This is a genomic window from Iamia sp. (genome assembly GCF_035575815.1).
GTDB lineage: Bacteria > Actinomycetota > Acidimicrobiia > Acidimicrobiales > Iamiaceae > Iamia.
This window is the reverse complement of the sequence record NZ_DATLXO010000138.1, coordinates 14,376-35,203: the sequence shown is the minus strand read 5'-3', so window position 1 is coordinate 35,203 and position 20,828 is coordinate 14,376. Positions and strand designations below refer to the sequence as shown.

The following is a 20,828-nucleotide window of genomic DNA, read 5'->3' as shown; positions in this document are numbered from 1 at the left end:
GTAGAGCAGCTGGGAGATCTCCACGGCGAGGGCCTCGCCGTCCTCGTGCTCGGCCGCCAGCCACACCTCGCCCGCCTCCTCGATGACCTTCTTGCCCATGGCGTGCACCCCGGCGTCGAGGGCGGCGACGGTGGCCGACCCCTCCGGCCGCGTCGCAGCCCGCGAGAGCAGCGTCTCGTAGAGCTCGTCGAAGGTCGCCACCCGTCAGCCCCGGAAGCCGTTGGTGATGGGCAGGCGACGGTCCTTGCCGAAGGCCTTGTCGGTCACGCGCGGCCCGGGCGGCGACTGGCGCCGCTTGTACTCGGCGCCGTCGACCAGTCGGGTCACCCGCTTCACCGTCTCGGCGTCGTGGCCGGCGGCGATGATCTCCGACGCGGTGCGGTCGAGCTCGATGTAGGCGTGCAGGATCGGATCCAGCACCTCATAGGGCGGCAGGCTCTGGTCGTCGCGCTGATCGGGGCGCAGCTCGGCCGAGGGCGCCTTGGTCAACACGCTCTCGGGGATGAGGGCGTGGCCGGCTCGCTCGTTGCGGCGCCGGCACAGGGCGAAGACCCGGGTCTTCAGGACGTCCTTGATGAGGGCGTACCCGCCGACCGTGTCGCCGTAGAGCGTGGCGTAGCCAACGGCGGCCTCGCTCTTGTTGCCGGTGCTCAGCACCAGCCACCCGAACTTGTTCGACAGGGCCATGAGGACCTGGCCCCGGATGCGGGATTGGAGGTTCTCCTCGGTGAGGTCCGGCTCGCAGCCGGAGAAGGAGGGGGCCAACATGTCGAGCACGGCCTGGTGGGCGGGTTCGATGGCGACGGTGCGGTGATCGACGCGGAGGTGGGCGGCCAGCGTCGCGGCGTCGCTCTCGGAGTGAGCCGAGGAGTACCGCGACGGCATGGCGACGGTGTGCACCCGCGCCGCGCCGAGGGCGTCGACGGCGAGCACCGCGACGATCGAGGAGTCGATGCCCCCCGACAGCCCGATCACCACGTCGGAGAACCCGTTCTTCTCGACGTAGGAGCGGGTGCCGGTCACCAACGCCGCCCACACCTCGTCGTCGGGGTCCAGGGTGGGGGCCTGCCTCGCCACCGGGCCGTCGGGGTGGGCGGGCGGCTCGCCAGGCACGACCGTGGTCGGGGTGACCTCGACGAGCGGCAGCTGCTCGTCGACCGGGCGCCCCCGGGGATCGAGCAGCCGCTTGCGGTAGACCGAGCCGATCTCGACGTCGACGATGAGCACGTCCTCGACGAACTGCGGGGCGCGGGCCAGCAGGGTGCCGTCGGAGGCGAAGGCCATCGACCCGCCGTCGAAGATGAGCTCGTCCTGGCCCCCGACCTGGTTCACGTAGACGAGCGCGGCGCTGGCGTCAGCCGCCCGCGTCGCCAGCATGCGCTCGCGGCGGGCCAGCTTGCCCTCGGCGTAGGGCGAGGCGTTGATGTTGATGACGACCTGGGCGCCGCTGTCGGCCTGGTCGGCGATGGGCCCCGACGGGTTCCAGGCGTCCTCGCAGATCGACACGCCGATGGGGACGCCCCGCACGGAGTACAGGGCCTCGGGCTCCTGGCCCCGGGCGAAGTAGCGCAGCTCGTCGAACACCCCGTAGTTGGGCAGCTCGCACTTGCGGTAGACGCCCCGCAGCTCGCCCCTGGCGCAGATCGCCGCCGCGTTGTGGAGGTCGCGGGTCAGGTCGACGAAGCCGACGACCGCCATGCAGTCGCCGGTGGCCTCGGCCACCCGCTGGAGCGCCTGGAGGTTGGCGTCCACGAAGCCGGGCTTGAGGAGGAGGTCCTCGGGCGGGTAACCGGTGATGGCCAGCTCGGGGAAGGCGGCGATGTCGGCGCCGTGGTCCGACGCGGTCCGGTAGGCGGCGAGGATGCGCTCGACGTTGCCGTCGAGGTCGCCGACGCAGGTGTCGATCTGGCAGGCGGCGATGCGCAGGCGGGCCACGGCGACAGCGTAACGACCGGCCTGGCGGCACTCCCTCCCGATCACCTCTCGGCATGACCAGGAAGGCCGTCGCTACTGTCACCGGATGAACCTCGGAGCCCCAGAGCTGCTCATCCTGCTGGTGATCGTGGCCCTGCTGATCCTGCCGGTGGTGGTCATCGTCTTGGCGGTGTCGTCGTCGCGGCGTCCGAAGGACCCGGCACCGCCCGGCGGGCCCGATACCTGATCCAAGGTCCTGGTTGCGCCGCCGTCGACGGCGCCGGGGTTGCGCTGGCGACGACTCATGCGTAAGTTCGCATGTGTGATGGCAGGACCGGACGGCGCCAGGCGGCACGGGCCCTCTGACGGCGGAGCTTGGGGAGCCGTCATCGCTCATCGGTGCCCGGCGAAGGTCGCCCAGGTCGATGTGACCGGGTGCGTCGTGCACCGGTGAGCGGCGACCACGGGCACCGCCACGAGCCGTCGCTGGCCCGGTCCGGCGCCGCGCACTGGAACCGCCTGCTGGTGAGCTTCGCCCTGGTCGCCACGTTCTTCGTGGTCGAGGCCGTCGGCGGCGTCCTGACCAACTCGCTGGCCCTGCTCTCCGACGCCGGGCACATGCTCACCGACGTCATCGGGCTCGGGCTGGCCCTCACCGCCATCCGCCTCGCCACGCGCCACGAGGCCCGGCGTCCCGACGCCGCCTCCCGCCACACCTTCGGGCTCTACCGCCTGGAGATCCTCGCCGCCTTCGTCAACGCCCTCCTGCTCTTCGGCGTGGCCATCTACGTGCTGGTCGAGGCCGCTCGCCGCGTCACCGACGAGCCCGAGGTCCTGGCGGCGCCGATGCTCGTCGTCGCCGTGCTCGGCCTGGTGGTGAACCTCGTCGCCTTCATGCTCCTGCGCGAGGGGGCCAAGGAGAACCTCAACGTCGAAGGCGCCTACCTGGAGGTCGTGGCCGACGCCGTGGGTTCGGTCGGGGCCATCGTCGCCGGCGTCCTGCTCCTCACCTTCGGGTGGACGTGGGTCGATCCGGTGGTCGGGGCCGCCATCGGGCTCTGGATCCTCCCCCGCACCTACCGGCTCGGCCGCCGGGCCGTCGGGATCCTCCTCCAGTCGGCACCGGACGGGTTCGACGTCGACTCCCTCGAGCGCGAGCTCGGCGCCCTCCCCGGCGTGGTCGACGTCCACGACCTCCACGTCTGGACCCTCACCTCGGAGATGGACGCCGCTTCGGCACACCTGATGACCACGACCGACGCCGACGCCCACCAGGTCCTCGACCGGGCCCGGACGCTCCTCCAGGAGCGGTTCGCCATCGACCATGCCACCTTCCAGGTCGAGCCCGAGACCCACGTCGGCTGCACCGAGGTCGCCTGGTAGCCGGTGCCCCGCGCCGCGACCGGACCGTGCCCCGGCGGGCGGAGCTCGGGCCGTCCTGGCCTCGGGCGGTCCGCGCCGTCCCGGGCATGGCATCCTCGGCGGCCATGAGCTCCCTCACGCCCCCCGACGAGGTCGTCACCTCAGCGTTGCAAGGCCTGGTGGTCGAGGTGCGCGTCGGTGTGGGCGACGCGGTGCGCTCCGGGCAGGTCGTGGCCGTCGTCGAGTCGATGAAGATGCACCACGACATCACCGCCGAGGTGGCCGGCACGGTGGTGACGCTCGACCTCGCGGTCGACGACCAGGTGGCGGCGGGTTCACGGGTGGCGAGCATCCGTCCCGGGGCCGAGGAGGCCGGGGCGACGGACGAAGGACCGAGGCTCGACCTCGACGCCCGACGGGCCGATCTCGACGAGGTGGTCGCCCGCCACCGTGCAGGGCTCGACGAGGGCCGCCCCGACGTGGTCGCCCGCCGCCACTCCGGCCGCCGGCGCACGGCGCGGGAGAACATCGCGGAGCTCGTCGATGAGGGCTCGTTCGTGGAGTACGGGCCGCTCGTCATCGCCGCCCAGCGCCGCCGCCGCGAGCTCGACGACCTCATCGCCCGCACGCCCGCCGACGGCCTCGTCGGCGGGGTGGCCACGGTGAACGCCGCCGCCGTCGGAGCCGATCGGGCCCGCGCCGTGGTGGCGTCCTACGACTACACCGTGCTGGCCGGCACCCAGGGCTTCCAGAACCACCGCAAGAAGGACCGCCTCTTCGAGCTGGCCGAGCGCCAGCGCCTCCCCGTCGTGCTCTTCGCCGAGGGCGGCGGCGGACGACCGGGCGACACCGACACGACCGCGGTCTCGGGACTCGACTGCCTGGCGTTCAACCTCTTCGGCCGGCTGTCGGGCACGGTCCCACTGGTGGGCATCGCCTCGGGCCGTTGCTTCGCCGGCAACGCCGCCCTCCTCGGCTGCTGCGACGTCATCATCGCCACCGCCGAGGCCAACATCGGGATGGGCGGCCCGGCCATGATCGAGGGCGGGGGGCTCGGCGCCTACGCGCCGGAGGACATCGGGCCCATCGCCGTCCAGGTGACCAACGGCGTGGTCGACATCGCCGTGGCCGACGACGCTGAGGCGGTGGCTGTCGCGGCGCGGTACCTCTCCTACTTCCAGGGCCCGATCGACGACTGGAGCGCGACGGACCAGCGGGCGCTGCGCCACCTCGTACCAGAGGACCGTCTGCGGGTGTACGACGTGCGGGCCGTGCTCGACACCCTCGTCGACGACGGTTCCCGCCTCGAGCTGCGGGGGGGCTTCGCCCCCGGGGTGATCACGTCGCTGGCGCGCGTCGAGGGTCGCCCCTTGGGCCTGGTGGCCAATGACCCGGCCCACCTCGGTGGCGCCATCGACAGCGACGGCGCCGACAAGGCGGCCCGGTTCCTCCAGCTGTGCGACGCTCACGGCCTGCCCGTCCTCTTCGCCTGCGACACCCCTGGCTTCATGGTGGGCCCGGCGTCGGAGGAGGCGGCCTCGGTGCGCCACATGAGCCGGCTGTTCGTGACCGGCGCCAACCTCTCGGTGCCGTGCGCCACGGTGATCCTGCGCAAGGCCTACGGCCTCGGCGCGCAGGCCATGGCCGCCGGGAGCTTCAAGGCGCCGGAGTTCGTCATCGCCTGGCCCACCGGCGAGCTGGGCGGCATGGGCCTCGAAGGGGCGGTGCGGCTCGGCTTCCGCGCCGAGCTGGAGGCCGAGACCGACCCTGCTGATCGCCAGGCGCTCTTCGACCAGATGGTCACCGCCGCCTACGAGCACGGCAAGGCGACCAACGTTGCCGCCCAGTTCGAGATCGACGACGTCATCGATCCTGCCGACACCCGGCGCTGGATGACCACCGTGCTGCTCGCCGCCCCGATCCGCGACAGCCACGATCGCTCCCACCGCCCGAACATCGACACCTGGTAGCGGCTCGGGGCCCGCCGTCACGGTCAGCGGCGCCGCTGGAGCCCGAAGACGCCGATGTCGCGCTCGGTGCGCCGCTCGTAGGTCTCCATCTGCGGGGTGAGGGCCTTGACCGCTAGCCAGAGGCCGTGACGGTACCCGCACGCCCGGAAGCCCCCGCCGGGGCGCCCGACGGCACCTCGAGGAGTGGGTGTCAGCCGTGGATCGGTCCGCTGGTGTCGCGCAGGTGGGGGGCGGGCCGACCGGAGCGCAGGGCGATGATCTCGGCCACGATGGCCACCGCCGTCTCCTCCGGGGTGCGGGCACCGAGGTCAAGGCCGATGGGCGAGTGCAGGCGGGCCAGGTCGGCCGGGTCGGTGACGCCCTCCTCGGCCAGGCGGACCAGGCGGCGATCGTGGGTGCGGCGGCTGCCCATCACCCCGATGTAGCCGACACTGGTGTCGAGGGCAGCCCGGATGGCGGGGACGTCGAACTTGGGGTCGTGGGTGAGCACGCAGACCGCGTCGCCGGGTCCGAGTCGGTCACCGACCACTTCGAGCAGGCGGTGGGGCCAGTCGACCAGGACCTCGTGGGCCGCCGGGAAGCGGGCCGCGGTGGCGAACACCTCCCGGGCGTCGCAGACCGTGACCCGGTACCCCAGGGTCCGGGCCACCCGGGTGAGGGCAGCGGTGAAGTCGACGGCGCCGAAGACCAGCATCTCGGGGGGCGGGGCGAAGGACTCGATGAACACCGTGATCGCCGCCTCGTCGGCCTCGCCTCGCGGTCCGTAGTGACGGATGCCGCTGCGAGCCACGCCGAGCTCGCCGAGGGCGTCGCGCGTGACGGCGTGGTCCCGGCCGGGATCGCCGAGGGTGCCATCGGTGTCTCCGTCGGACCCGACGATGAGGGTGCGGCCCAGCCCGGGCCCGTCGACGACCGTCGCCACCGCCAGGGGCCGCCGAGCGCGGATGTCGCCACCGACCCGTGCGAGCAGCGCCCCGAGGCCGCCGGCCCGGTCGAGCGGCTCGAGGAACAACCGAACCGTGCCCCCGCAGGTGAGCCCGACGGCGAAGGCGTCGTCGTCGGAGTAGCCGAAGGTCACGGTGCGGGGCTCACCGGGCGGGGCATCCGACGTCGGTGGCTCCCCTTGCGGCCATAGGCCGAACCCGGGTCCGGTCCCGCCCAGCAGGTCGAGGGCCTCGGCCACCACCGCGCCCTCGACGCAGCCGCCCGAGACCGAACCCGCGACCTCGCCGTCCTCGTTCACGGCCATCGCCGCGCCGGGGTCGCGTGGGCCCGATCCCTCCAGGTCGATCACCCGACCGAGGGCCACCCTTCGGCCGGCGGCGAGCCAGCCCTCGATGGCGTCGAGGATGTCCCTCACCGGGCATCGACCGAACGGGTTCCGGCGCGGCCCGTGCCGATGGTCCGGGGGGCGGCGGGAACGGTGCGGGTCGCGGTCCCAGGGCGCGCCGCGGTGAGCTTCGAGCGGTGGCTCATGCGGCGCTGCTCCTCTCGAAGGGTCGGGCGACAGCCTCCAGCATTGCCCAACGTGGCGAGCAGCGCAGCGAGGTCCTCCCGGGCGGCGGGGGAGTGGCCGCCACGAACGTGTCGACGTGGGCCAGCGCGGCGGCCATCCCCGGCACGAGGGGCTTTGTAGCCGGGCGCCGCCTTGAGCGGGTTCACCAGCCCGGTCCGAACCGGTATCGGAATCGGGCGTCCCCACCCCCAGGTCGCCTACCAGTTCGGGTACCTCCATCTGTGGATCGTCACCGCTGGTCGCCGCAGGTCGACGTTGCGGGCGAAGAGGGCAGGTGCGAGGGTGGCGCCCGTCACATGTTCGGAGGCACCCCTTGAAGCAGCTGACCGGGCTCGACGCCACGTTCCTCTACATGGAGACGGCCACCCAGTTCGGCCACGTCTCGGGCCTGTCGATCTACCGCCGTCCGCCCGACGAGCCCGGCTACGACCCGCTCACCCGCTGGCGCGACGAGATCGAACGGCGACTGCACCGCCTCGAACCCCTCCGGCGCCGGGTGCGCGACGTGCCCTTCCGACTCGACCACCCGTACTGGGAGGACGACGCCGACTTCGACATCGAGTACCACGTGCGCCACACCGCCGTGGCGCCTCCGGGCGGCGATCACCAGCTGGGCGAGCTGGTCGCCCGCATCATCGGGCGGCCCCTCGACCGGCGCCGCCCGCTCTGGGAGAGCTACGTCATCGAGGGGCTGCCCGATGACCGCTTCGCCATCCTCACCAAGATCCACCACGCGACGGTCGACGGGGCCTCGGGGGCCGAGCTGCTCTCGATGATGCTCGACGACAGCCGCGACGGCGACGCCAGCCAGGACGCCGGCCCCGACGAGACCTCGATCCCCGAGTCGTCGCGCAGCAACCCGGCCGTCCTCGTCACCGCCGCGGTCGGCCTGGTGCGCAAGCCGGGGCGGGCGCTGGTGCTCGGCGCCCGCACCGCTCGCGAGGTCGGCCGCGCCACCCGCAACCCGGTGATGGTGGCGGCCGCCAACCAGCTGCGCTCCAACCTGCGAGGACCGTTGGGCGCAGTGCTCAACGTCGGTCGCGAACGCTCCCCCGAGGGACAGGTCGCCGGGCCCCTGCCTCGCGGCATGGCGCCGCCGACCCCGTTCAACCAGACCATCACCGCCCACCGGCGCTTCGCCTTCCGCTCGACGTCGCTCGCCGCAGTGAAGCAGGTGAAGAACGCCATGGCGGCCACGGTGAACGACGTGGTGATGGCCATGTGCGCGGGCGGGCTGCGGCGCTGGCTCGATGACCACGACGCGCTGCCGGACAAAGCGCTGGTGGCCATGGTGCCGGTGTCGATCCGCACCGGTGAGGAGGCCGAGCGGTGGACCAACCGGGTCTCGGCGATCTTCGCCTCGCTGCCCACTGACGAGGCTGACCCCCTTGAGCGGGTGCGCCGGGTGCACGAGGCCATGATGGGCGCCAAGGGCATCTTCGACGCGGTGCCGGCCGAGTCGCTCACCGACTTCACCCAGTTCGCCCCGCCGGCGGTGTTCTCCCAGGCCATGCGCACCGCGCTGCGCCTGACCGGGCGCTTCTCCTCGCCGGTGAACCTGGTCGTGTCGAACGTGCCCGGCCCTCGCGAGCCGCTCTACACCGCAGGGGCGGAGCTGGAGCACTACTACCCGGTGTCGACCGTCGTCGACGGCCAGGGCCTCAACATCACCGTGCAGAGCTACCGCGACACCCTCGACGTGGGCCTCGTCGCCTGCCGTGAGCTGGTGCCCGACCTCTGGGACATGGTCGACGCCATCGTCGAGGAGCTCGCGGTGTTGGGCGGGGCCGCCGGCGTCGAGGTCACGCCCTGATTCGATCGCGCCACGGTCGGCCGGCCCCCGAACAGGCCCGGCCGGCCCCCCATCCTGCGAACTGGTAGGGCGATCGGGTGCTCCGGCCCCCGGATCCCCGACCAGTTCGGTGAAGGGGACCGGTCGACGATGATGGGGCGGTGGAGACGGCCCGGATCGATCGTTGGATGTGGGCCGTGCGGCTGTTCCGGACCCGGGCGGAGAGCGCGGCCGCGTGCCGGAGCGGCCACGTCCGGGTCGACGGCCGCCCGGCCAAGGCGGCCACGGCGGTCGCGGTCGGCGACCGGGTCGAGGCGCGGGTCCACGGCGTCGACCGCACCGTCGAGGTCACCCGGGTGATCGAGAAGCGGGTCGGGGCGTCGGTGGCGGACGGCTGCCTCGTCGACCACACCCCGCCCCTGCCCGAGGTCGACCGAGTACCGCCGGTCGCCGCGCGCGAACCCGGCGCCGGCCGTCCGACCAAGCGGGACCGGCGCCAGACCGACCGCCTCCGCGCCCGCGACGACGACTGACCTCGTCCGATCCGCTTCGCGTCGCCGTGGCGCCGCCGGACCTGCCCGCAGGCTCGGGCTCGCCCTGGCCGCTGGTCGCCCTCGCGGGCCTCGGAACCCACCGTAGGCTCGGAGGCGTGGACGGACCGTTCGAGGAGATCGCCGAGGGCGACGTGACGTGGCGCTTCGAGGCCGACTTCCTGCGCTCGCGCTGGACCTGCATCTGGGGCCGCGGCTGCCTCGGGATCCGCGCCGAGCCGACGCCGGAGCTCAAGCAGGGGTGCTGCTCGGTCGGCGCCGAGCTCGACGGGCCCGACGAGGGCGCCCGAGTGAGCGCGTATGCCGCCATGCTCGAGCCGAAGCGGTTCGAGCACCACGCTCAGGCGGCCACCGACGGGGTGTTCGCCGACGAGCGACGTCTCAGCACCCGGGTGGTCGACGGGGCCTGCATCTTCCTGAACCGCCCCGGGTTCGAGGGCGGTGAGGGTTGCGCCCTGCACCTCGCCGCCCTCGACGCCGATGAGCCCCCGCTCGAGTGGAAGCCGTCGGTCTGCTGGCAGCTGCCCTTGAAGGTCGAGTGGGAGCCCGGCGAGCAGACGAACACCGAGGTCGCCACCGTGCGGGGCTGGACCCGGGCCGATTGGAACGAGGACGGCGACGAGATGCACTGGTGCTGCACTGAGGGACCCGAGGCCTACGTCGGTGACCGGCCGGTGGTCGAGTCGTTGGGTGAGGAGCTCGAGTCCATCGTCGGCACCACCGTCTACGTGGAGCTCCGGCGCCGCCTCAGCCCGAGCTGACCTGAACCCGAGCCGAGCGGATCCAGCGCGTTTCCGGGAGGCTGCCAGACTGCGTCGGTGTCGACGGTGCGCGTGTCGGTCGAGGCACAGGCCCCGGGATCAGGCCTCGGGAGTATCTTCGCCACGAGGGTGGATGACGCCACCGCGCGGGCCGGCGGTGCTTCTCCTGGTCGTCGGTGAGCTAGGGGGCGGGCTCCTCCACCACGACGATGTGGTTGCCGTCCGGGTCGCGCAGCATGAACATCAGCGGGGCGCCGGGGGTGCGCATCGGTTCCGGATCGATGTCGATGCCGCCGATGGCGCTCAGGCGCGCGTGCTCGCCCAGGACGTCCGGTGTCTCCACACCGATCGAGCCGCCGCCGGGCTCGCCGCCCATCGGTGGGTTGAGCGCGAGCCGCGCCCGTGACCCGGGCGGGGCCACTTCCAGCCAGCGCATCTCGTCGTGCTCACCGAAGCGCGTGTCGCCGCGCACCTCGAAGCCGAGCATGTCGGTGTAGAAGGCGAGGGCCGCATCCTGGTCGGCGACGGCGAACATGGCCACGCCGATGTTCGAGAGGGTGGGCGGGGTTGGTGTGGGATCAGTCATGGCCCGTAGACGGTGCGAGCAGGCGGAACTCATCGGTCCCGCTCCGAGATGTCGGCCGCTCGCGCCGAGCCGCCGGTGCCGCGGCGGGTCACGGTGCGGGTGAGGATCCCGAGGGTGGCCCGCAGCGCCGTGTCGGAGAGAACCGGGAAGATCCCCGCCTCCCTCCACACCGGGTCGATGGACGACCAGTCGTAGTACGAGGTGACGAGCGTGCCGTCGTCGACGGGTTCGAGCCGGTAGCCGTAGATGTGACCGATCGGCGGACGGATCTGGCCGAGGATCGTCCACGCGATCTCGCGTTCGGGCACGAACGTCGAGATGGTGACCGTCACGTCGTAGCGGCCCAGCGGGTAGTCGTTCAGGGCCTCACGGTCCATGTGCACCACGAAGCTGTCGCCGACAGCGGTCACCGGCTCGCCCGTCGCGTCGAGCAACATCCCGGAGCTGTCGATGTCCACGTGGCCCTGCGGGTCGCACAGCAGCCCGAAGATCGTCGCCGGGTCCGCGGCGATCGTCCGCTGGACCTCCAACCGCTCGTTCGTCATCTCCGCATCCTGCCACCGGGTGGGGCCGAGGGCCGGCGACCTCCGCAAACTGCCACCCTGGTGCGAGCTGCGAGCCAATGAAGGCGGCGGATTCGCTGCGCTGCGTCGCCGGGTGGCACCAGCGGTCCGGCCCCGTAGCGTCGGGCGCACCGAACCCGACCCAGGAGCCTCCCGTGAAGGCAGCCGTGTACTACGAGACGGGAGCACCCGAGGTGATCCGCTACGAGGACGTCGACGCACCGGACCTCAAGGCCCACGGCGTGCGGATCGACGTCGAGGCCATCAGCATCGAGGGCGGCGACACCCTGAACCGACTCGGCGGACCGATGCCCACCACGCCTCACATCGTGGGTTACCAATGCGGGGGCACCATCGCCGCGATCGGCGCCGAGGTCACCGACCGCACCGTCGGCCAGCAGGTCGTGGCGACGATGGCCCACGGGTCCCACGCCGAGCAGGTCGTGGTGCCCTCAGCCTCGACCTGGCCGGTGCCCGAGGGCCTCGACGTGGTGCTCGCGGCGTGCGTCCCGGTCGCCTTCGGCACCGCCGATGACTGCCTCTTCGAGTTCGGACGTCTGCAGGCCGGGGAGACGGTGCTGGTGCAGGCCGGATCCGGCGGGGTCGGCCTGGCCGCCATCCAGCTGGCGGCGCGCGCGGGGGCCACGGTGATCACCACCGCCTCGAGCGCCGAGAAGCTCGAGCGGCTGGCGGGCTACGGCGCGGATCACGGCATCAACTACCGCGACGACGACCTCGCCGACGAGGCGCGGCGCCTGACCGACGGGCGGGGCGTCGACCTGGTGCTCGACTCGGTGGGCACGACCCTGCCGGCGAGCATCCGCGCCTTGGCCTACCGGGGACGCATCTCCTATGTCGGCAACGCCGGGCGGGACCCGCAGCCGGTCGACGTGTCGGCCCTGATGGGTGGCAACCAGTCGATCCAGGGCGTGTTCCTCGGCGCCGAGCTGCTCATGGGGCCAAGGGCGCATGACAACATCGCCCGCCTCCTCGGCGAGATCGCCGCCGGTGGGCTCGAGGTCGTCATCGACGGAACGTTCCCGCTGGCCGAGGCGGCTGCGGCCCATGCCCACCTCGAGGCCCGGGAGGCCTTCGGCCGCGTCGTGTTGGTGCCCTAGACCTCCCGACCTCGAGTAGATGACCTCCGCAGGAAGGGCGATGGCTCAACGTCCGGCGGTCGATCGGGGCAAGGTGGACGCCATGGCCGACGTCCCCGCGGATGAGATCGCGCCGCTGCTCGCGGTGCCGCTCGACCGCTTCGTCGAGCTCCGCACGGCACGGGTCAAGGCGCTCAAGGCCGAAGGACGCAGGGCCGAGGCCGCCGCGCTGGCCGGGGTACGGAAGCCCTCCCGGCTCGTCTGGCTGGTCGGCGAGCTGGCCCGCCAGTACCCCGGCCAGGCCCGGGAGGCGGCCGACGTGGCTCGCCAGCTCGACTCATCCACGGGTGGCGTCCGAGCCCTGATGCGGCGGCTCCGCGACGCCGTCGAGGCCCTGGCCGAGCTCGCTCGTGAGGTGGCCGACCCCGTGGACGAAGCCGAGGTGGGCCTGGCGTTGCGGTCCGTGCTCGGCGACCGCACGGCGCGCGACCAGTGGAAGGACGGCCGGTTGCTCGCCCTTCCCCGCGACGACGGCAGTGCCTCGACCGGCGACGACGGATCGAGGGTGCCGCGCTCGCAGGCTCGCACCCAGCCTGATCCACCAGGACCCACGCCGTCCCCGCCGCCGGACGACGAGCTGGCAGCGCGCCGGTCGCGCCCGGACAGCGACGTGGGTGACCGGACCCGCCGCCGCTCGGCCGACGAGCGTCACCCGGATGCGGAGGACGCGGGGCGCGAGCCGGCGGAGGAAGCCCGACGCCGCGAGAAGAAGAACGACGCCGCGCGCCGGGCCGAGGACGAGGCCCGACGCCGGGACGACGCCGCCGCCGAGCACGCCCGGCAACGCGCCCGGGAGGCCATCGACCGAGCCGACGCCCAGGTCCGCACCGCCCGTGCGGCGCGCATCTCGGCGACCGATGTCGTGGGCGGGCTGGAGCGCCGGCTCTCCGACCTACGAGGCGAGCTCGACGCGGCGCGCCGCCAGGCGGAGGCGGCGGAGCACGCCGAGGTCGAGGCCGTCGAACGCCTCGTGGAGGCTCACGCCGGGCAAGGAGACCCACCCGGCCGCCGTCGACCTCGCGGCGGTCGCGGCTAGTGGCGGAGCGATCCGCGCGAGGCGGTGGAGCGCTCGACCACCAGGATCAGCGCGGCGGCGGAGATGACGGCCACGACCGAGCCCAGGACGTTCAGGTCGAAGATGTCACCGGTGTCGAGGAGGTTGGCCACCACCCCGCCGATGACGGATCCCACCAGTCCCAGCAGCAGGGTCATCCAGATGCTCATCTGTTGACGGCCGGGGATGATGAGCCGGGCGAGGACCCCGACGATGAGTCCGAAGACGATGAACCCGATCATGATGCTCTCCTGGTGCGGGGAATGGGACCCACCCCTCCTTCCCCTCCACCGGTGCCCCACACACGAACCAGGCCGACGACACGACGGGACGACCGAAGGTGAGCCACCGATGACCGACCCCTCCGACGAATCCCGAGGCCGCGAGACCGAGCACGCACGGCTCAACCGCGAGCTCGACCAGCTCCTCGGTGAGCTCCGGGTGGCGCTGCCCGGTGTCCAGGTGCTGCTGGCGTTCCTGCTGACGGTGCCCTTCTCGGACAACTTCGACCGGGTCACCGGAGCGTCCTCCGCGGTCTTCCTCGCTTCGATCGCGCTGGCCGCCGCGGCATCGATCCTGCTCATCGCCCCGACCGTCCACCACCGTCTCCGGTTCCGGGAGGGCACCAAGGAGGAGATGATCCACATGGGCAACGCCTTGGCCGTGGCCGGCGTTGCCTGTCTGGGGTTGGCGATCGGCTGCGCCCTCTACGTCGTCGGCGACGCCGGGTTCACCGACACCCCGGCGCGGTGGCTCGGCCCGGCGATGGTCGTGCTCGCCGCGATCACCTGGGTAGCTGTGCCCATGCGGTACAAGGCGGGCCAGACCCGGCGCGATCGCTGAGCCGTCCGGGCCGCTCGGATCGGCCCCTCGTCGTTCTCAGGAAGTGCGCTCCGCGGCCGACCGTTGCCTCGTGGTCCCCACTGCGCTCGAGGCGCGCGATCGTCCTGCCCGCCTCGGGCGTGCCCTCGTGCCGATCGCCGTGGTGTCGGCCCTGTTCACCGCCTGGCTGGCCTTCGACATCGGTGGGACCGCGCTCACCCGCGCCGTGGACAACACCTGCTTCCTCCTCGTCTCCGCCGGCACCGGGCTGCTGATGGCCCGGGCGGCGGGTCGTTGCACGGGGGCCACTCGTCGGGCCTGGCGCCTGTTGGCGGCGGCATCGCTCATCTGGTGCGCCGGCCAGGTGGCGTGGATGCTGCGGGAGGGCCTCTCGGGCAACCCGGCGCCGTTCCCGTCGGTGGCCGACGCCGGGTTCCTGCTGTCGCTGCCCCTGGCCGCGTTCGGCGTGCTGACGACCCCGACGTGCGCGGCCGCACCGACGACGCACCGACCATCGGCGGAACCCTGCTGGTCTACCTGCCCATCGGCGCCGCTCTCGTCGCCGGTCTCGCGACGGGGCGGTTCTTCGACGGCGTGGCGCCAGAGGTCGGCGATCGTCCTGGTGGGCCTCCTTGCCGGCCGACAGGTGCTCACCATCGCCGAGAACGTGCGCCTGGCCGAGACGGTGGAGCGCCACCGCCCACTACGAGGGCCTGGTGCGCAACTCGAGTGACCTGGTCCTCGTCACCGACGGCTACGACGAGCTCCGGTACGTCAGCCCCTCGGTCGAGCGCATCCTCGGCTACCGGGTCGAGGACGTGTTGGGCACCTCCATGCGCCCGCTGATACACCCCGACGACCACGGGATCCTCGACGAGATCACCACCGCCGTGCTCGAGGATGGGGGCGGGCGGGCCGAGCTGCGCGTGCGCGACGCACGCCGCCGGGCACCGCCTCGACCTGGCCGTCAACCTCTCGGCCCGCCAGCTCGCAGACCCGGGTCTGGCTGACGACGTCGAACGGGCCATCGTCACCTCCGGCATCGATCCCGGCTCGCTGGTGCTCGAGGTGACCGAGACGGCGCTGATGGAGGATCCCGACCGGGCCCTCGCCACGCTGCAACGACTACGCCGGATCGGCGCCCGCATCGCGGTCGACGACTTCGGCACCGGGTACTGCTCGCTCAGCTACCTGAGCGCGTTCCCGGTGCAGATCCTGAAGGTCGATGCCGCGTTCGTGGCCCGGATGACGACCAACCAGCAGGACCGGACCATCGTCGCTGCGGTGATCGGCCTGGCTCACGCCCTCGGCATCATGGCCCTCGGCGAGGGCGTCGAGTCCGAGAGCCAGCTCGAGATGCTCTCGGAGCTCGGCTGCGACGCGGTCCAGGGCTTCCTGCTCGGGGTTCCGCTGCCAGGACCGGAGCTCCTCCGCCGGCTCGAGGCGCCCGTCCCCGTGGAGGCGACCGGCCGGTCATGGAGCAGCTCGTCGCTCGGGTGAGGGTCGTGGAACGCGTCGGGCCCCCGGGAACATCGGATGCTCCACCGTCCTCTCACCCACGACCAACAGCACCGGACGGCCCGACGCCGACGGCACGAGAGGACGACACCGATGAGCGACTTCAGCTACGACACCGATGGCGACGGGTTCGTCGACACCGTGGAGAGCGACACCGACGGCGACGGGTTCACCGACACGCTGGCGTATGACACCGACGGCGACAGCTACGTCGATGTGGTGGAGGCCGACACCGACGGCGACGGGTACACCGACACGGTGGTCGACGACAGCAACGCCGACGGGCAGGCCGACACCGCCGCAGCCGACACCGACGGCGACGGATACGCCGACACGGCCGCCGTCGACCTCGGCTCGGGCCCGTTCCAGGCCTGACGCACCGGCAACCGGCGAGGGACAGTGAGAGGTCCCGCACCACCCGGTGCGGGATCTCAGGCGTGCGCCGGCTTCGAGTGCCGTCAGGACGATCTCACCCGGCCACTCTCGATCATGAGAGGAACCTACGCACCAGGGCGTCTACCTCGTCGGCGCGCTCGAGGGCGGCCCAGTGGCCGCACGCCTCGAGCACCTCGACCCGTGCACGCGGCAGGGCCGAGGCCAGCTCCTGCACCGCGTCTCGCCATCTCCAACGCCCTCGGCACCCTGGTCTCCCAGGACGATGACCCCGCCCGCACCCGGGCCACCGTGATCCCGATCTGGGAGCACCTGCTCCGATCGCTCAAGGTGCCGGAGTAGGACTGCCGGGCGCAGACGGTTGGCCGGGCCCTGGATGGACCGCAACGCTCGGATTGCCGCTGCTGGGTACGCTGAGAGTTGATGTCACGCCTCGACCGGATCACATTCGAACCATCCATCTGCCACGGACAACCGACGATACGCGGTCTCCGGTACCCGGTGGAAGGTTTGCTCGAGCTTCTCGCCTCGGGCATGACGATCGACGAGGTCCTTGGGGACTACCCGGACCTCGAGCGTGACGACCTGCTCGCCGCCCTCGAGTTCGGGGCACTGGCGTCAGGCATGCGACGGGTCGTGCCGCTCGGCGCGGCGTGATGTTCCTCGTCGACGCGCAGCTCCCGGCTCGGCTCGCTCGCCAGCTCTCCAACGCCGGCCACGATGCCACGCGACCTCCGGACTTCCGGACTTCCGGACGGCAACCGTACGAGCGACGTGGACATCGCTTCGTTGGCCGACGGTGAGGACCGGATCGTAATCACGAAGGATCGCGACTTCCGCAAGAGTCACCTCCTCCGCTCCACCCCCGTCGGCTGCTCATCGTCACCACCGGTAACATCGAGAACAACGACCTGTTGGCGCTGTTCGATGAGCATCTCGATGCGGTCGCCAGCGCCCTCGAAGAGGTGAGATTCGTGGAGCTTCGCCCCGATCGGCTCATCGTTCACCGGGACCGTTGAAGCGGCCACCGGCGAAGCCCGATGGAGCAGACTTCCGGGGTGGTTGACGACGTCCCTGATGCTCTCGCTCCGCTTGCCTTCCCCGGGACCGCAGATTGGGCTCGGTTGGGCCTCCGAATGGGACCCGAGCTGTCGGGCGGGTACCAGTCCCGAGTGATCTCGGCGCAGGCGGATGACCGCGTCGTCGTCAAGCTGACCGACGAGCGGCTGGTCGAACCGGAGCAGTTCAGGCGCCGGCTCGGGGCACTGATCGAGCTCGCTCGAACGAACGACGATGCGGTCGGCCCGCAACGTCACCGCGGCAAGTTCATCAACCGGCTCTGCGGTTGGCTCGTGGTCGTCTACCCGTTCGTCGACGGCGCCCAGCCTGACCTCGATCGAGAGAGCGACGTGGCCCGGATGGGTCGGACGCTGGCCGGGCTGCACCGGTCAATGGCTGAGATCCCGACATGGGGACTCCCCGCGGTGGCCGCCCTCCAGGTCTCAGCAGCTGCGGCGCCGGTCCTGCCTTCGGACCGGACCCAGCTGATCCACGGCGACTTCGCCGCTGCGAACCTGTGCCTCGACGCGGGACGACTGCGCGTGTTCGACTTCGATGACTGTGGCTCCGGACCCGTCGAGTTCGATGTCGGCAACGCTCTGTACATGGTGCTGTTCGACGCGACCATCGACGAGGCCCCGGCGCGCTACCACCGGTTCCGTCCCTGGTTCGTGGATGCCTACCGAGCCGAGGCCGAGGAACCCATCGACGATGATGTGCTCGACACGGTGATCGAGCTGCGCCGTTCGGCCCTGCGCCACTGGGTCGACCACCTGAGCGAGGCACCCATCGGCATCCGTACCTCGTCACCACAGTGGCGTCGCACCCTTCGGTCCTTCACCGATCCGACCTAGAGGTGCGGACCGAGGGGGAGGGGTCACCGTGAGCTCTCCGAGGGTGTCCCACAGTGCCGCCATCGCGTCCACGACGTCGCCGCCGCCCCGACACGTGTTTTCGCAGGTCAGAGGCCCGAAACGATCGCTGACCAGTGGAGCGACCAGACCCGGACCTCGACCTAGATGTCGTAGTACAAGGTGAACTCATAGGGGTGAGGGCGCAGGCGCAGGGCGTCGACCTCGTTGACCCGCTTGTAGCGGATCCACGTGTCGAGCAGGTCGTCGGTGAACACGTCGCCGGCGCGGAGGAAGTCGGAGTCGACCTCGAGGGCATCGAGGACGGCCTCCAGCGAGGCCGGCACCTGGGGCAGACCGGCGAGCTCATCGGGAGGCAGCTCGTAGAGGTCCTTGTCGACCGGCTCGGGCGGCTCGATGCGCTTCTCGATGCCGTCGAGGCCGGCGAGCAGCATGGCCGAGAAGGCCAGGTAGGGGTTCGCCGTGTTGTCGGGGCAGCGGAACTCGACCCGCTTGGCCTTGGGCGACAGGTTGGCCAGCGGTATGCGGCACGACGCCGAGCGGTTGCGCTGGCTGTAGACGAGGTTCACCGGTGCCTCGTAGCCCGGCACCAGGCGCTTGAAGCTGTTGGTGGTCGGGTTGGTGAACGCCAGCAGGGCCGGGGCGTGGTGGAGGATGCCGCCGATGTACCAGCGGGCCAGGTCCGACAGCCCGGCGTAGCCCGTCTCGTCGTAGAACAGCGGCTCGCCGCCCTTCCACAGCGACTGATGGGTGTGCATGCCCGAGCCGTTGTCCTCGAAGATCGGCTTGGGCATGAACGTCAACGTCTTGCCCGCCTCGTGCGCGGTCGACTTGAGCACGTACTTGAAGGTCATGAGCTTGTCGGCCATGGCGAGGAGCGTGTCGAACTGGATGCCGATCTCACCCTGGCCGCCGGAGGCGACCTCGTGGTGGTGCAGCTCGACGGGCACGCCGACCCGCTCGAGGTTGAGGGCCATCTCCGAGCGCAGGTCGTGGAGGTGGTCCATCGGCGGCACCGGGAAGTAGCCCTCCTTGGTGCGGGGCTTGTGGCCGAGGTTGGGCCGCTCGTCGCGGCCGGTGTTCCACTGCCCCTCGACCGAGTCGACCTCGTAGAACGCACCGTTGGACCGGGTCTCGAAGCGGACCTCGTCGAAGACGAAGAACTCGGGCTCAGGGCCGAAGTAGGCGGTGTCGGCCAGCCCGGTCGAGAACAGGTGCTGCTCGGCCTTGCGGGCGATGTGGCGCGGGTCGCGGCTGTAGCTCTCACCGGTGACCGGGTCGGCCACGAAGCAGTGCAGCACGTAGGTGGGGTGCGGCCGGAACGGATCGAGGTAGCCGGTGTCAGCGTCGGGCACGAGGATCATGTCCGACTCCTGGATCTGCTGGAACCCGCGCACCGACGAGCCGTCGAAGGGGTGCCCGGTCTCGAAGTGCCCCTCGTTCAGGACCGACGCCGGGACGGTGACGTGCTGCATCACCCCGGGCAGGTCCGAGAACCGGAAGTCGACGAAGGCGATGTCGTGATCGGCGATGACGTCGAGCACCTCGGCCGGCGTGCGCTGCTCCACGGGTCTCTCCACGGGTCGAGGTGGCGCCGGTACGGCGATCGGCCGAACCTACCGCTCTCGTGGTCGCCGCCCGGGAGATGACCGTGATCGGCGTCAGACCGCCGTCAGCAACGGGTCCGGGCCCTGACGCGGAGCGGAGGAGCGACAGGAGCGACAGGAGAGCCGAAAGCAGTTCCTGAAGTGGAACTAGCCGGAACTGCTACAGATCGTGGTGGCGCGTGGACGCCCTCTGGCGTATTTCCCACACCCAACAGGTGGGCCGCAGGCCCTCGGGCGCTGAGATGAGTCTTGGAGGATCTCGCAGCCGAGGGAGCGCAGACCAGCAGCGATGCGAACAACTCGAAGCCGAGGCGTTGATGGAGGCCGCAGCCGACGAGCTGGCCCCGTTGATCGGCCGGACCAAGGCCTGCACGGCGGTGCGGTTGTCCCTGGCGACGTGGTACCGCCGGCACCGCCCCAGCCCGGCGGCCCCGTCGAAGGAGAGCCGGTGCCTCAGGCGTGCCGGTCCCAGCCCCGGGCGCTGTCGCCGGCCGAGCGTGACGAGCTGTGGGCAGTGCTCCACGAGGACGGTTCGTGGACCTCGCGGAGATCTACGCCACGCTCCTCGACGAGGGGGGACTCGCCCTGCTCACCCCCGCCCCAGTCCACTACGGCCACGTCGACCTCGTCATCGACCACCGCCAGAGCGTCCTCGACGCCGCATGACGAGCCGGATCACTCCGTAGACGACCCCGACGACGAGCGCGATCGCGATGAGCACCAGTGCCAACATCGTCAGGCCCCAGAGCAAGACGAAGCCTCCCCAAACGACGATCTGTGAGATGACGATGAGGCGCCCCGGGGTGGGTGGGGTGGTCCGGCGATGGTAGGCGAGGAGTTGTTGGCGGGCCCGTGTGAGGCCTTGCCGAACCGCGCCGGGCTTCCTTCGGTGGCGCGGAGACGGTGCAACGGCCCATAGCGTCGAAACCATGTGGTGGCGATGGATCGACGTGGAGGCCCCGGCAGAGGCGGCGTGGGACCTGCTGATCGACCTCGACCGCTGGCCGGAGTGGGCGCCGAGCCTGACCGGCGCCCGCCTGGACGGCGGCGGGCGGCGCCTGTTCCCCGCCGCCACGGGGGCCGTCCGCACGCCGATCGGGGTCTGGGTGCCGTTCCGGGTGACGAGCTGGAGCGACGGGCGGGCCTGGGGTTGGCGGGTGGCCGGCGTCCCGGCCACCGAGCACCGGGTCGAGCCCCTCGGGCCGGACCGGTGCCGGGTCGGCTTCGGGGTGCCGACGTGGGCCCCCGCCTACCTCGTGATCTGTGCCGTCGCCCTGCGGCGCATCGCCACCCTTGCCCGAGCGGCGTCCTCGGCCTGATCCCGCGAGGCG

The 20,828-nt window shown here is 71.7% G+C and carries 26 protein-coding genes and 1 pseudogene; 19 read left to right on the top strand and 8 right to left on the bottom strand.

Annotation, left to right across the window (positions count from 1 at the left end; genetic code table 11):
• Nucleotides 1-201 (bottom strand): phosphoribosyl-ATP diphosphatase (hisE, locus tag VNL12_RS14570; RefSeq protein ID WP_325595668.1); only part of this gene is annotated, 201 nt, incomplete at its 3' end.
• A gap of 3 nt (nucleotides 202-204) precedes the next feature.
• Nucleotides 205-1,935: an NAD+ synthase gene (locus tag VNL12_RS14565; RefSeq protein WP_325595667.1), complete on the bottom strand. Its 1,731-nt coding sequence runs from the start codon at nucleotides 1,933-1,935 to the stop codon at nucleotides 205-207.
• 85 nt (nucleotides 1,936-2,020) lie between these two features.
• On the opposite strand from VNL12_RS14565, the gene VNL12_RS14560 reads away from it, so the two are divergent.
• From VNL12_RS14560 to VNL12_RS14550, 3 genes are all read left to right on the top strand, one after another.
• Nucleotides 2,021-2,161, top strand: coding sequence for a hypothetical protein (locus VNL12_RS14560; protein WP_325595666.1), 141 nt, complete (start codon nucleotides 2,021-2,023; stop codon nucleotides 2,159-2,161).
• Nucleotides 2,162-2,364: 203 nt separating this feature from the next.
• Nucleotides 2,365-3,297 carry a cation diffusion facilitator family transporter gene (locus VNL12_RS14555; protein WP_325595665.1) on the top strand — a complete coding sequence of 311 codons (933 nt, stop codon included), beginning with the start codon at nucleotides 2,365-2,367 and terminating at the stop codon, nucleotides 3,295-3,297.
• Between the two features lie 158 nt (nucleotides 3,298-3,455).
• The gene (locus VNL12_RS14550) at nucleotides 3,456-5,246 is read left to right on the top strand and encodes a carboxyl transferase domain-containing protein (protein WP_414654905.1); all 1,791 of its coding nucleotides are present in this window, start codon (nucleotides 3,456-3,458) and stop codon (nucleotides 5,244-5,246) included.
• 190 nt (nucleotides 5,247-5,436) lie between these two features.
• Here VNL12_RS14550 and VNL12_RS14545 read toward each other — a convergent pair whose 3' ends face one another.
• Entirely contained in the window at nucleotides 5,437-6,606 is a 1,170-nt protein-coding gene (locus tag VNL12_RS14545) for an XdhC/CoxI family protein (RefSeq protein WP_325595663.1), read from the bottom strand.
• 469 nt (nucleotides 6,607-7,075) lie between these two features.
• Here VNL12_RS14545 and VNL12_RS14540 point away from each other — a divergent pair, with 469 nt between their 5' ends.
• The 3 genes from VNL12_RS14540 to VNL12_RS14530 all read left to right on the top strand — a co-directional run bounded on the left by VNL12_RS14540 (nucleotide 7,076) and on the right by VNL12_RS14530 (nucleotide 9,866).
• Nucleotides 7,076-8,575: a wax ester/triacylglycerol synthase family O-acyltransferase gene (locus tag VNL12_RS14540; RefSeq protein ID WP_325595662.1), complete on the top strand. Its 1,500-nt coding sequence runs from the start codon at nucleotides 7,076-7,078 to the stop codon at nucleotides 8,573-8,575.
• 140 nt (nucleotides 8,576-8,715) lie between these two features.
• On the top strand, nucleotides 8,716-9,087 hold the full coding sequence (locus VNL12_RS14535) for an RNA-binding S4 domain-containing protein (protein WP_325595661.1): 372 nt from the start codon (nucleotides 8,716-8,718) through the stop codon (nucleotides 9,085-9,087).
• A 116-nt stretch (nucleotides 9,088-9,203) separates the two neighbouring features.
• A complete protein-coding gene (locus VNL12_RS14530) occupies nucleotides 9,204-9,866 on the top strand; it encodes a hypothetical protein (RefSeq protein WP_325595660.1) in 663 nt (220 codons plus the stop codon).
• A gap of 181 nt (nucleotides 9,867-10,047) precedes the next feature.
• Here VNL12_RS14530 and VNL12_RS14525 read toward each other — a convergent pair whose 3' ends face one another.
• Nucleotides 10,048-10,401 carry a VOC family protein gene (locus VNL12_RS14525; RefSeq protein ID WP_325595669.1) on the bottom strand — a complete coding sequence of 118 codons (354 nt, stop codon included), beginning with the start codon at nucleotides 10,399-10,401 and terminating at the stop codon, nucleotides 10,048-10,050.
• Nucleotides 10,402-10,481: 80 nt separating this feature from the next.
• Nucleotides 10,482-10,997, bottom strand: a complete 516-nt coding sequence (locus tag VNL12_RS14520; protein WP_325595659.1) for a hypothetical protein — start codon at nucleotides 10,995-10,997, stop codon at nucleotides 10,482-10,484.
• Nucleotides 10,998-11,170: 173 nt separating this feature from the next.
• Here VNL12_RS14520 and VNL12_RS14515 point away from each other — a divergent pair, with 173 nt between their 5' ends.
• Both VNL12_RS14515 and VNL12_RS14510 read left to right on the top strand, forming a co-directional pair.
• On the top strand, nucleotides 11,171-12,133 hold the full coding sequence (locus tag VNL12_RS14515; protein WP_325595658.1) for a zinc-binding alcohol dehydrogenase family protein: 963 nt from the start codon (nucleotides 11,171-11,173) through the stop codon (nucleotides 12,131-12,133).
• 40 nt (nucleotides 12,134-12,173) lie between these two features.
• On the top strand, nucleotides 12,174-13,208 hold the full coding sequence (locus VNL12_RS14510; RefSeq protein WP_325595657.1) for a hypothetical protein: 1,035 nt from the start codon (nucleotides 12,174-12,176) through the stop codon (nucleotides 13,206-13,208).
• Here the strand turns inward: VNL12_RS14510 and VNL12_RS14505 are convergent.
• The gene (locus VNL12_RS14505; RefSeq protein ID WP_325595656.1) at nucleotides 13,205-13,468 is read right to left on the bottom strand and encodes a GlsB/YeaQ/YmgE family stress response membrane protein; all 264 of its coding nucleotides are present in this window, start codon (nucleotides 13,466-13,468) and stop codon (nucleotides 13,205-13,207) included. The genes VNL12_RS14510 and VNL12_RS14505 overlap by 4 nt on opposite strands.
• A gap of 109 nt (nucleotides 13,469-13,577) precedes the next feature.
• Between VNL12_RS14505 and VNL12_RS14500 the strand changes: the two genes are divergently transcribed.
• The 8 genes and pseudogenes from VNL12_RS14500 to VNL12_RS21265 all read left to right on the top strand — a co-directional run.
• Entirely contained in the window at nucleotides 13,578-14,069 is a 492-nt protein-coding gene (locus tag VNL12_RS14500) for a DUF6328 family protein (RefSeq protein ID WP_325595655.1), read from the top strand.
• 70 nt (nucleotides 14,070-14,139) lie between these two features.
• Nucleotides 14,140-14,781, top strand: a complete 642-nt coding sequence (locus tag VNL12_RS14495) for a hypothetical protein (RefSeq protein WP_325595654.1) — start codon at nucleotides 14,140-14,142, stop codon at nucleotides 14,779-14,781.
• The gene (locus tag VNL12_RS14490; RefSeq protein WP_325595653.1) at nucleotides 14,765-15,058 is read left to right on the top strand and encodes a PAS domain-containing protein; all 294 of its coding nucleotides are present in this window, start codon (nucleotides 14,765-14,767) and stop codon (nucleotides 15,056-15,058) included. The genes VNL12_RS14495 and VNL12_RS14490 overlap by 17 nt, the downstream gene beginning before the upstream one ends.
• A complete protein-coding gene (locus tag VNL12_RS14485) occupies nucleotides 14,949-15,548 on the top strand; it encodes an EAL domain-containing protein (RefSeq protein ID WP_325595652.1) in 600 nt (199 codons plus the stop codon). Before VNL12_RS14490 ends, VNL12_RS14485 begins: the two co-directional genes overlap by 110 nt.
• A 111-nt stretch (nucleotides 15,549-15,659) precedes the next feature.
• Complete coding sequence (locus VNL12_RS14480; RefSeq protein WP_325595651.1) at nucleotides 15,660-15,941, top strand: hypothetical protein; 282 nt, start codon at nucleotides 15,660-15,662, stop codon at nucleotides 15,939-15,941.
• A gap of 201 nt (nucleotides 15,942-16,142) precedes the next feature.
• Nucleotides 16,143-16,301 (top strand): hypothetical protein, encoded by a 159-nt coding sequence (locus VNL12_RS14475; RefSeq protein ID WP_325595650.1) that lies wholly within the window; start codon nucleotides 16,143-16,145, stop codon nucleotides 16,299-16,301.
• Nucleotides 16,302-16,382: 81 nt separating this feature from the next.
• Nucleotides 16,383-16,616 (top strand): DUF433 domain-containing protein, encoded by a 234-nt coding sequence (locus tag VNL12_RS14470; RefSeq protein WP_325595649.1) that lies wholly within the window; start codon nucleotides 16,383-16,385, stop codon nucleotides 16,614-16,616.
• Between the two features lie 63 nt (nucleotides 16,617-16,679).
• Nucleotides 16,680-16,775: pseudogene (locus VNL12_RS21265) on the top strand (hypothetical protein); the annotation flags it as partial.
• 29 nt (nucleotides 16,776-16,804) lie between these two features.
• Here the strand turns inward: VNL12_RS21265 and VNL12_RS14465 are convergent.
• The gene (locus VNL12_RS14465) at nucleotides 16,805-16,966 is read right to left on the bottom strand and encodes a hypothetical protein (protein WP_325595648.1); all 162 of its coding nucleotides are present in this window, start codon (nucleotides 16,964-16,966) and stop codon (nucleotides 16,805-16,807) included.
• Nucleotides 16,967-17,017: 51 nt separating this feature from the next.
• On the opposite strand from VNL12_RS14465, the gene VNL12_RS14460 reads away from it, so the two are divergent.
• Nucleotides 17,018-17,872, top strand: coding sequence for a phosphotransferase enzyme family protein (locus VNL12_RS14460; RefSeq protein WP_325595647.1), 855 nt, complete (start codon nucleotides 17,018-17,020; stop codon nucleotides 17,870-17,872).
• 161 nt (nucleotides 17,873-18,033) lie between these two features.
• Here the strand turns inward: VNL12_RS14460 and glnA are convergent, their stop codons facing one another.
• Nucleotides 18,034-19,458: a type I glutamate--ammonia ligase gene (glnA, locus tag VNL12_RS14455; protein WP_325595646.1), complete on the bottom strand. Its 1,425-nt coding sequence runs from the start codon at nucleotides 19,456-19,458 to the stop codon at nucleotides 18,034-18,036.
• Between the two features lie 573 nt (nucleotides 19,459-20,031).
• On the opposite strand from glnA, the gene VNL12_RS14450 reads away from it, so the two are divergent.
• Nucleotides 20,032-20,163: a hypothetical protein gene (locus VNL12_RS14450; protein WP_325595645.1), complete on the top strand. Its 132-nt coding sequence runs from the start codon at nucleotides 20,032-20,034 to the stop codon at nucleotides 20,161-20,163.
• Between the two features lie 263 nt (nucleotides 20,164-20,426).
• Nucleotides 20,427-20,816, top strand: a complete 390-nt coding sequence (locus VNL12_RS14445) for an SRPBCC family protein (protein ID WP_325595644.1) — start codon at nucleotides 20,427-20,429, stop codon at nucleotides 20,814-20,816.
• The last annotated feature ends 12 nt before the right edge of the window (nucleotides 20,817-20,828 follow it).

Bases quoted from the DNA above. Each gene is read 5' to 3' on its own strand.
- VNL12_RS14505 (WP_325595656.1), bottom strand. From the start codon at position 13,468: ATGATCGGGTTCATCGTCTTCGGACTCATCGTCGGGGTCCTCGCCCGG.
- VNL12_RS14525 (WP_325595669.1), bottom strand. From the start codon at position 10,401: ATGTTCGCCGTCGCCGACCAGGATGCGGCCCTCGCCTTCTACACCGAC.
- VNL12_RS14480 (WP_325595651.1), top strand. From the start codon at position 15,660: ATGAGCGACTTCAGCTACGACACCGATGGCGACGGGTTCGTCGACACC.
- VNL12_RS14560 (WP_325595666.1), top strand. From the start codon at position 2,021: ATGAACCTCGGAGCCCCAGAGCTGCTCATCCTGCTGGTGATCGTGGCC.
- VNL12_RS14445 (WP_325595644.1), top strand. From the start codon at position 20,427: ATGTGGTGGCGATGGATCGACGTGGAGGCCCCGGCAGAGGCGGCGTGG.
- VNL12_RS14520 (WP_325595659.1), bottom strand. From the start codon at position 10,997: ATGACGAACGAGCGGTTGGAGGTCCAGCGGACGATCGCCGCGGACCCG.
- VNL12_RS14470 (WP_325595649.1), top strand. From the start codon at position 16,383: ATGTCACGCCTCGACCGGATCACATTCGAACCATCCATCTGCCACGGA.
- VNL12_RS14500 (WP_325595655.1), top strand. From the start codon at position 13,578: ATGACCGACCCCTCCGACGAATCCCGAGGCCGCGAGACCGAGCACGCA.
- VNL12_RS14485 (WP_325595652.1), top strand. From the start codon at position 14,949: ATGGGGGCGGGCGGGCCGAGCTGCGCGTGCGCGACGCACGCCGCCGGG.
- VNL12_RS14510 (WP_325595657.1), top strand. From the start codon at position 12,174: ATGGCTCAACGTCCGGCGGTCGATCGGGGCAAGGTGGACGCCATGGCC.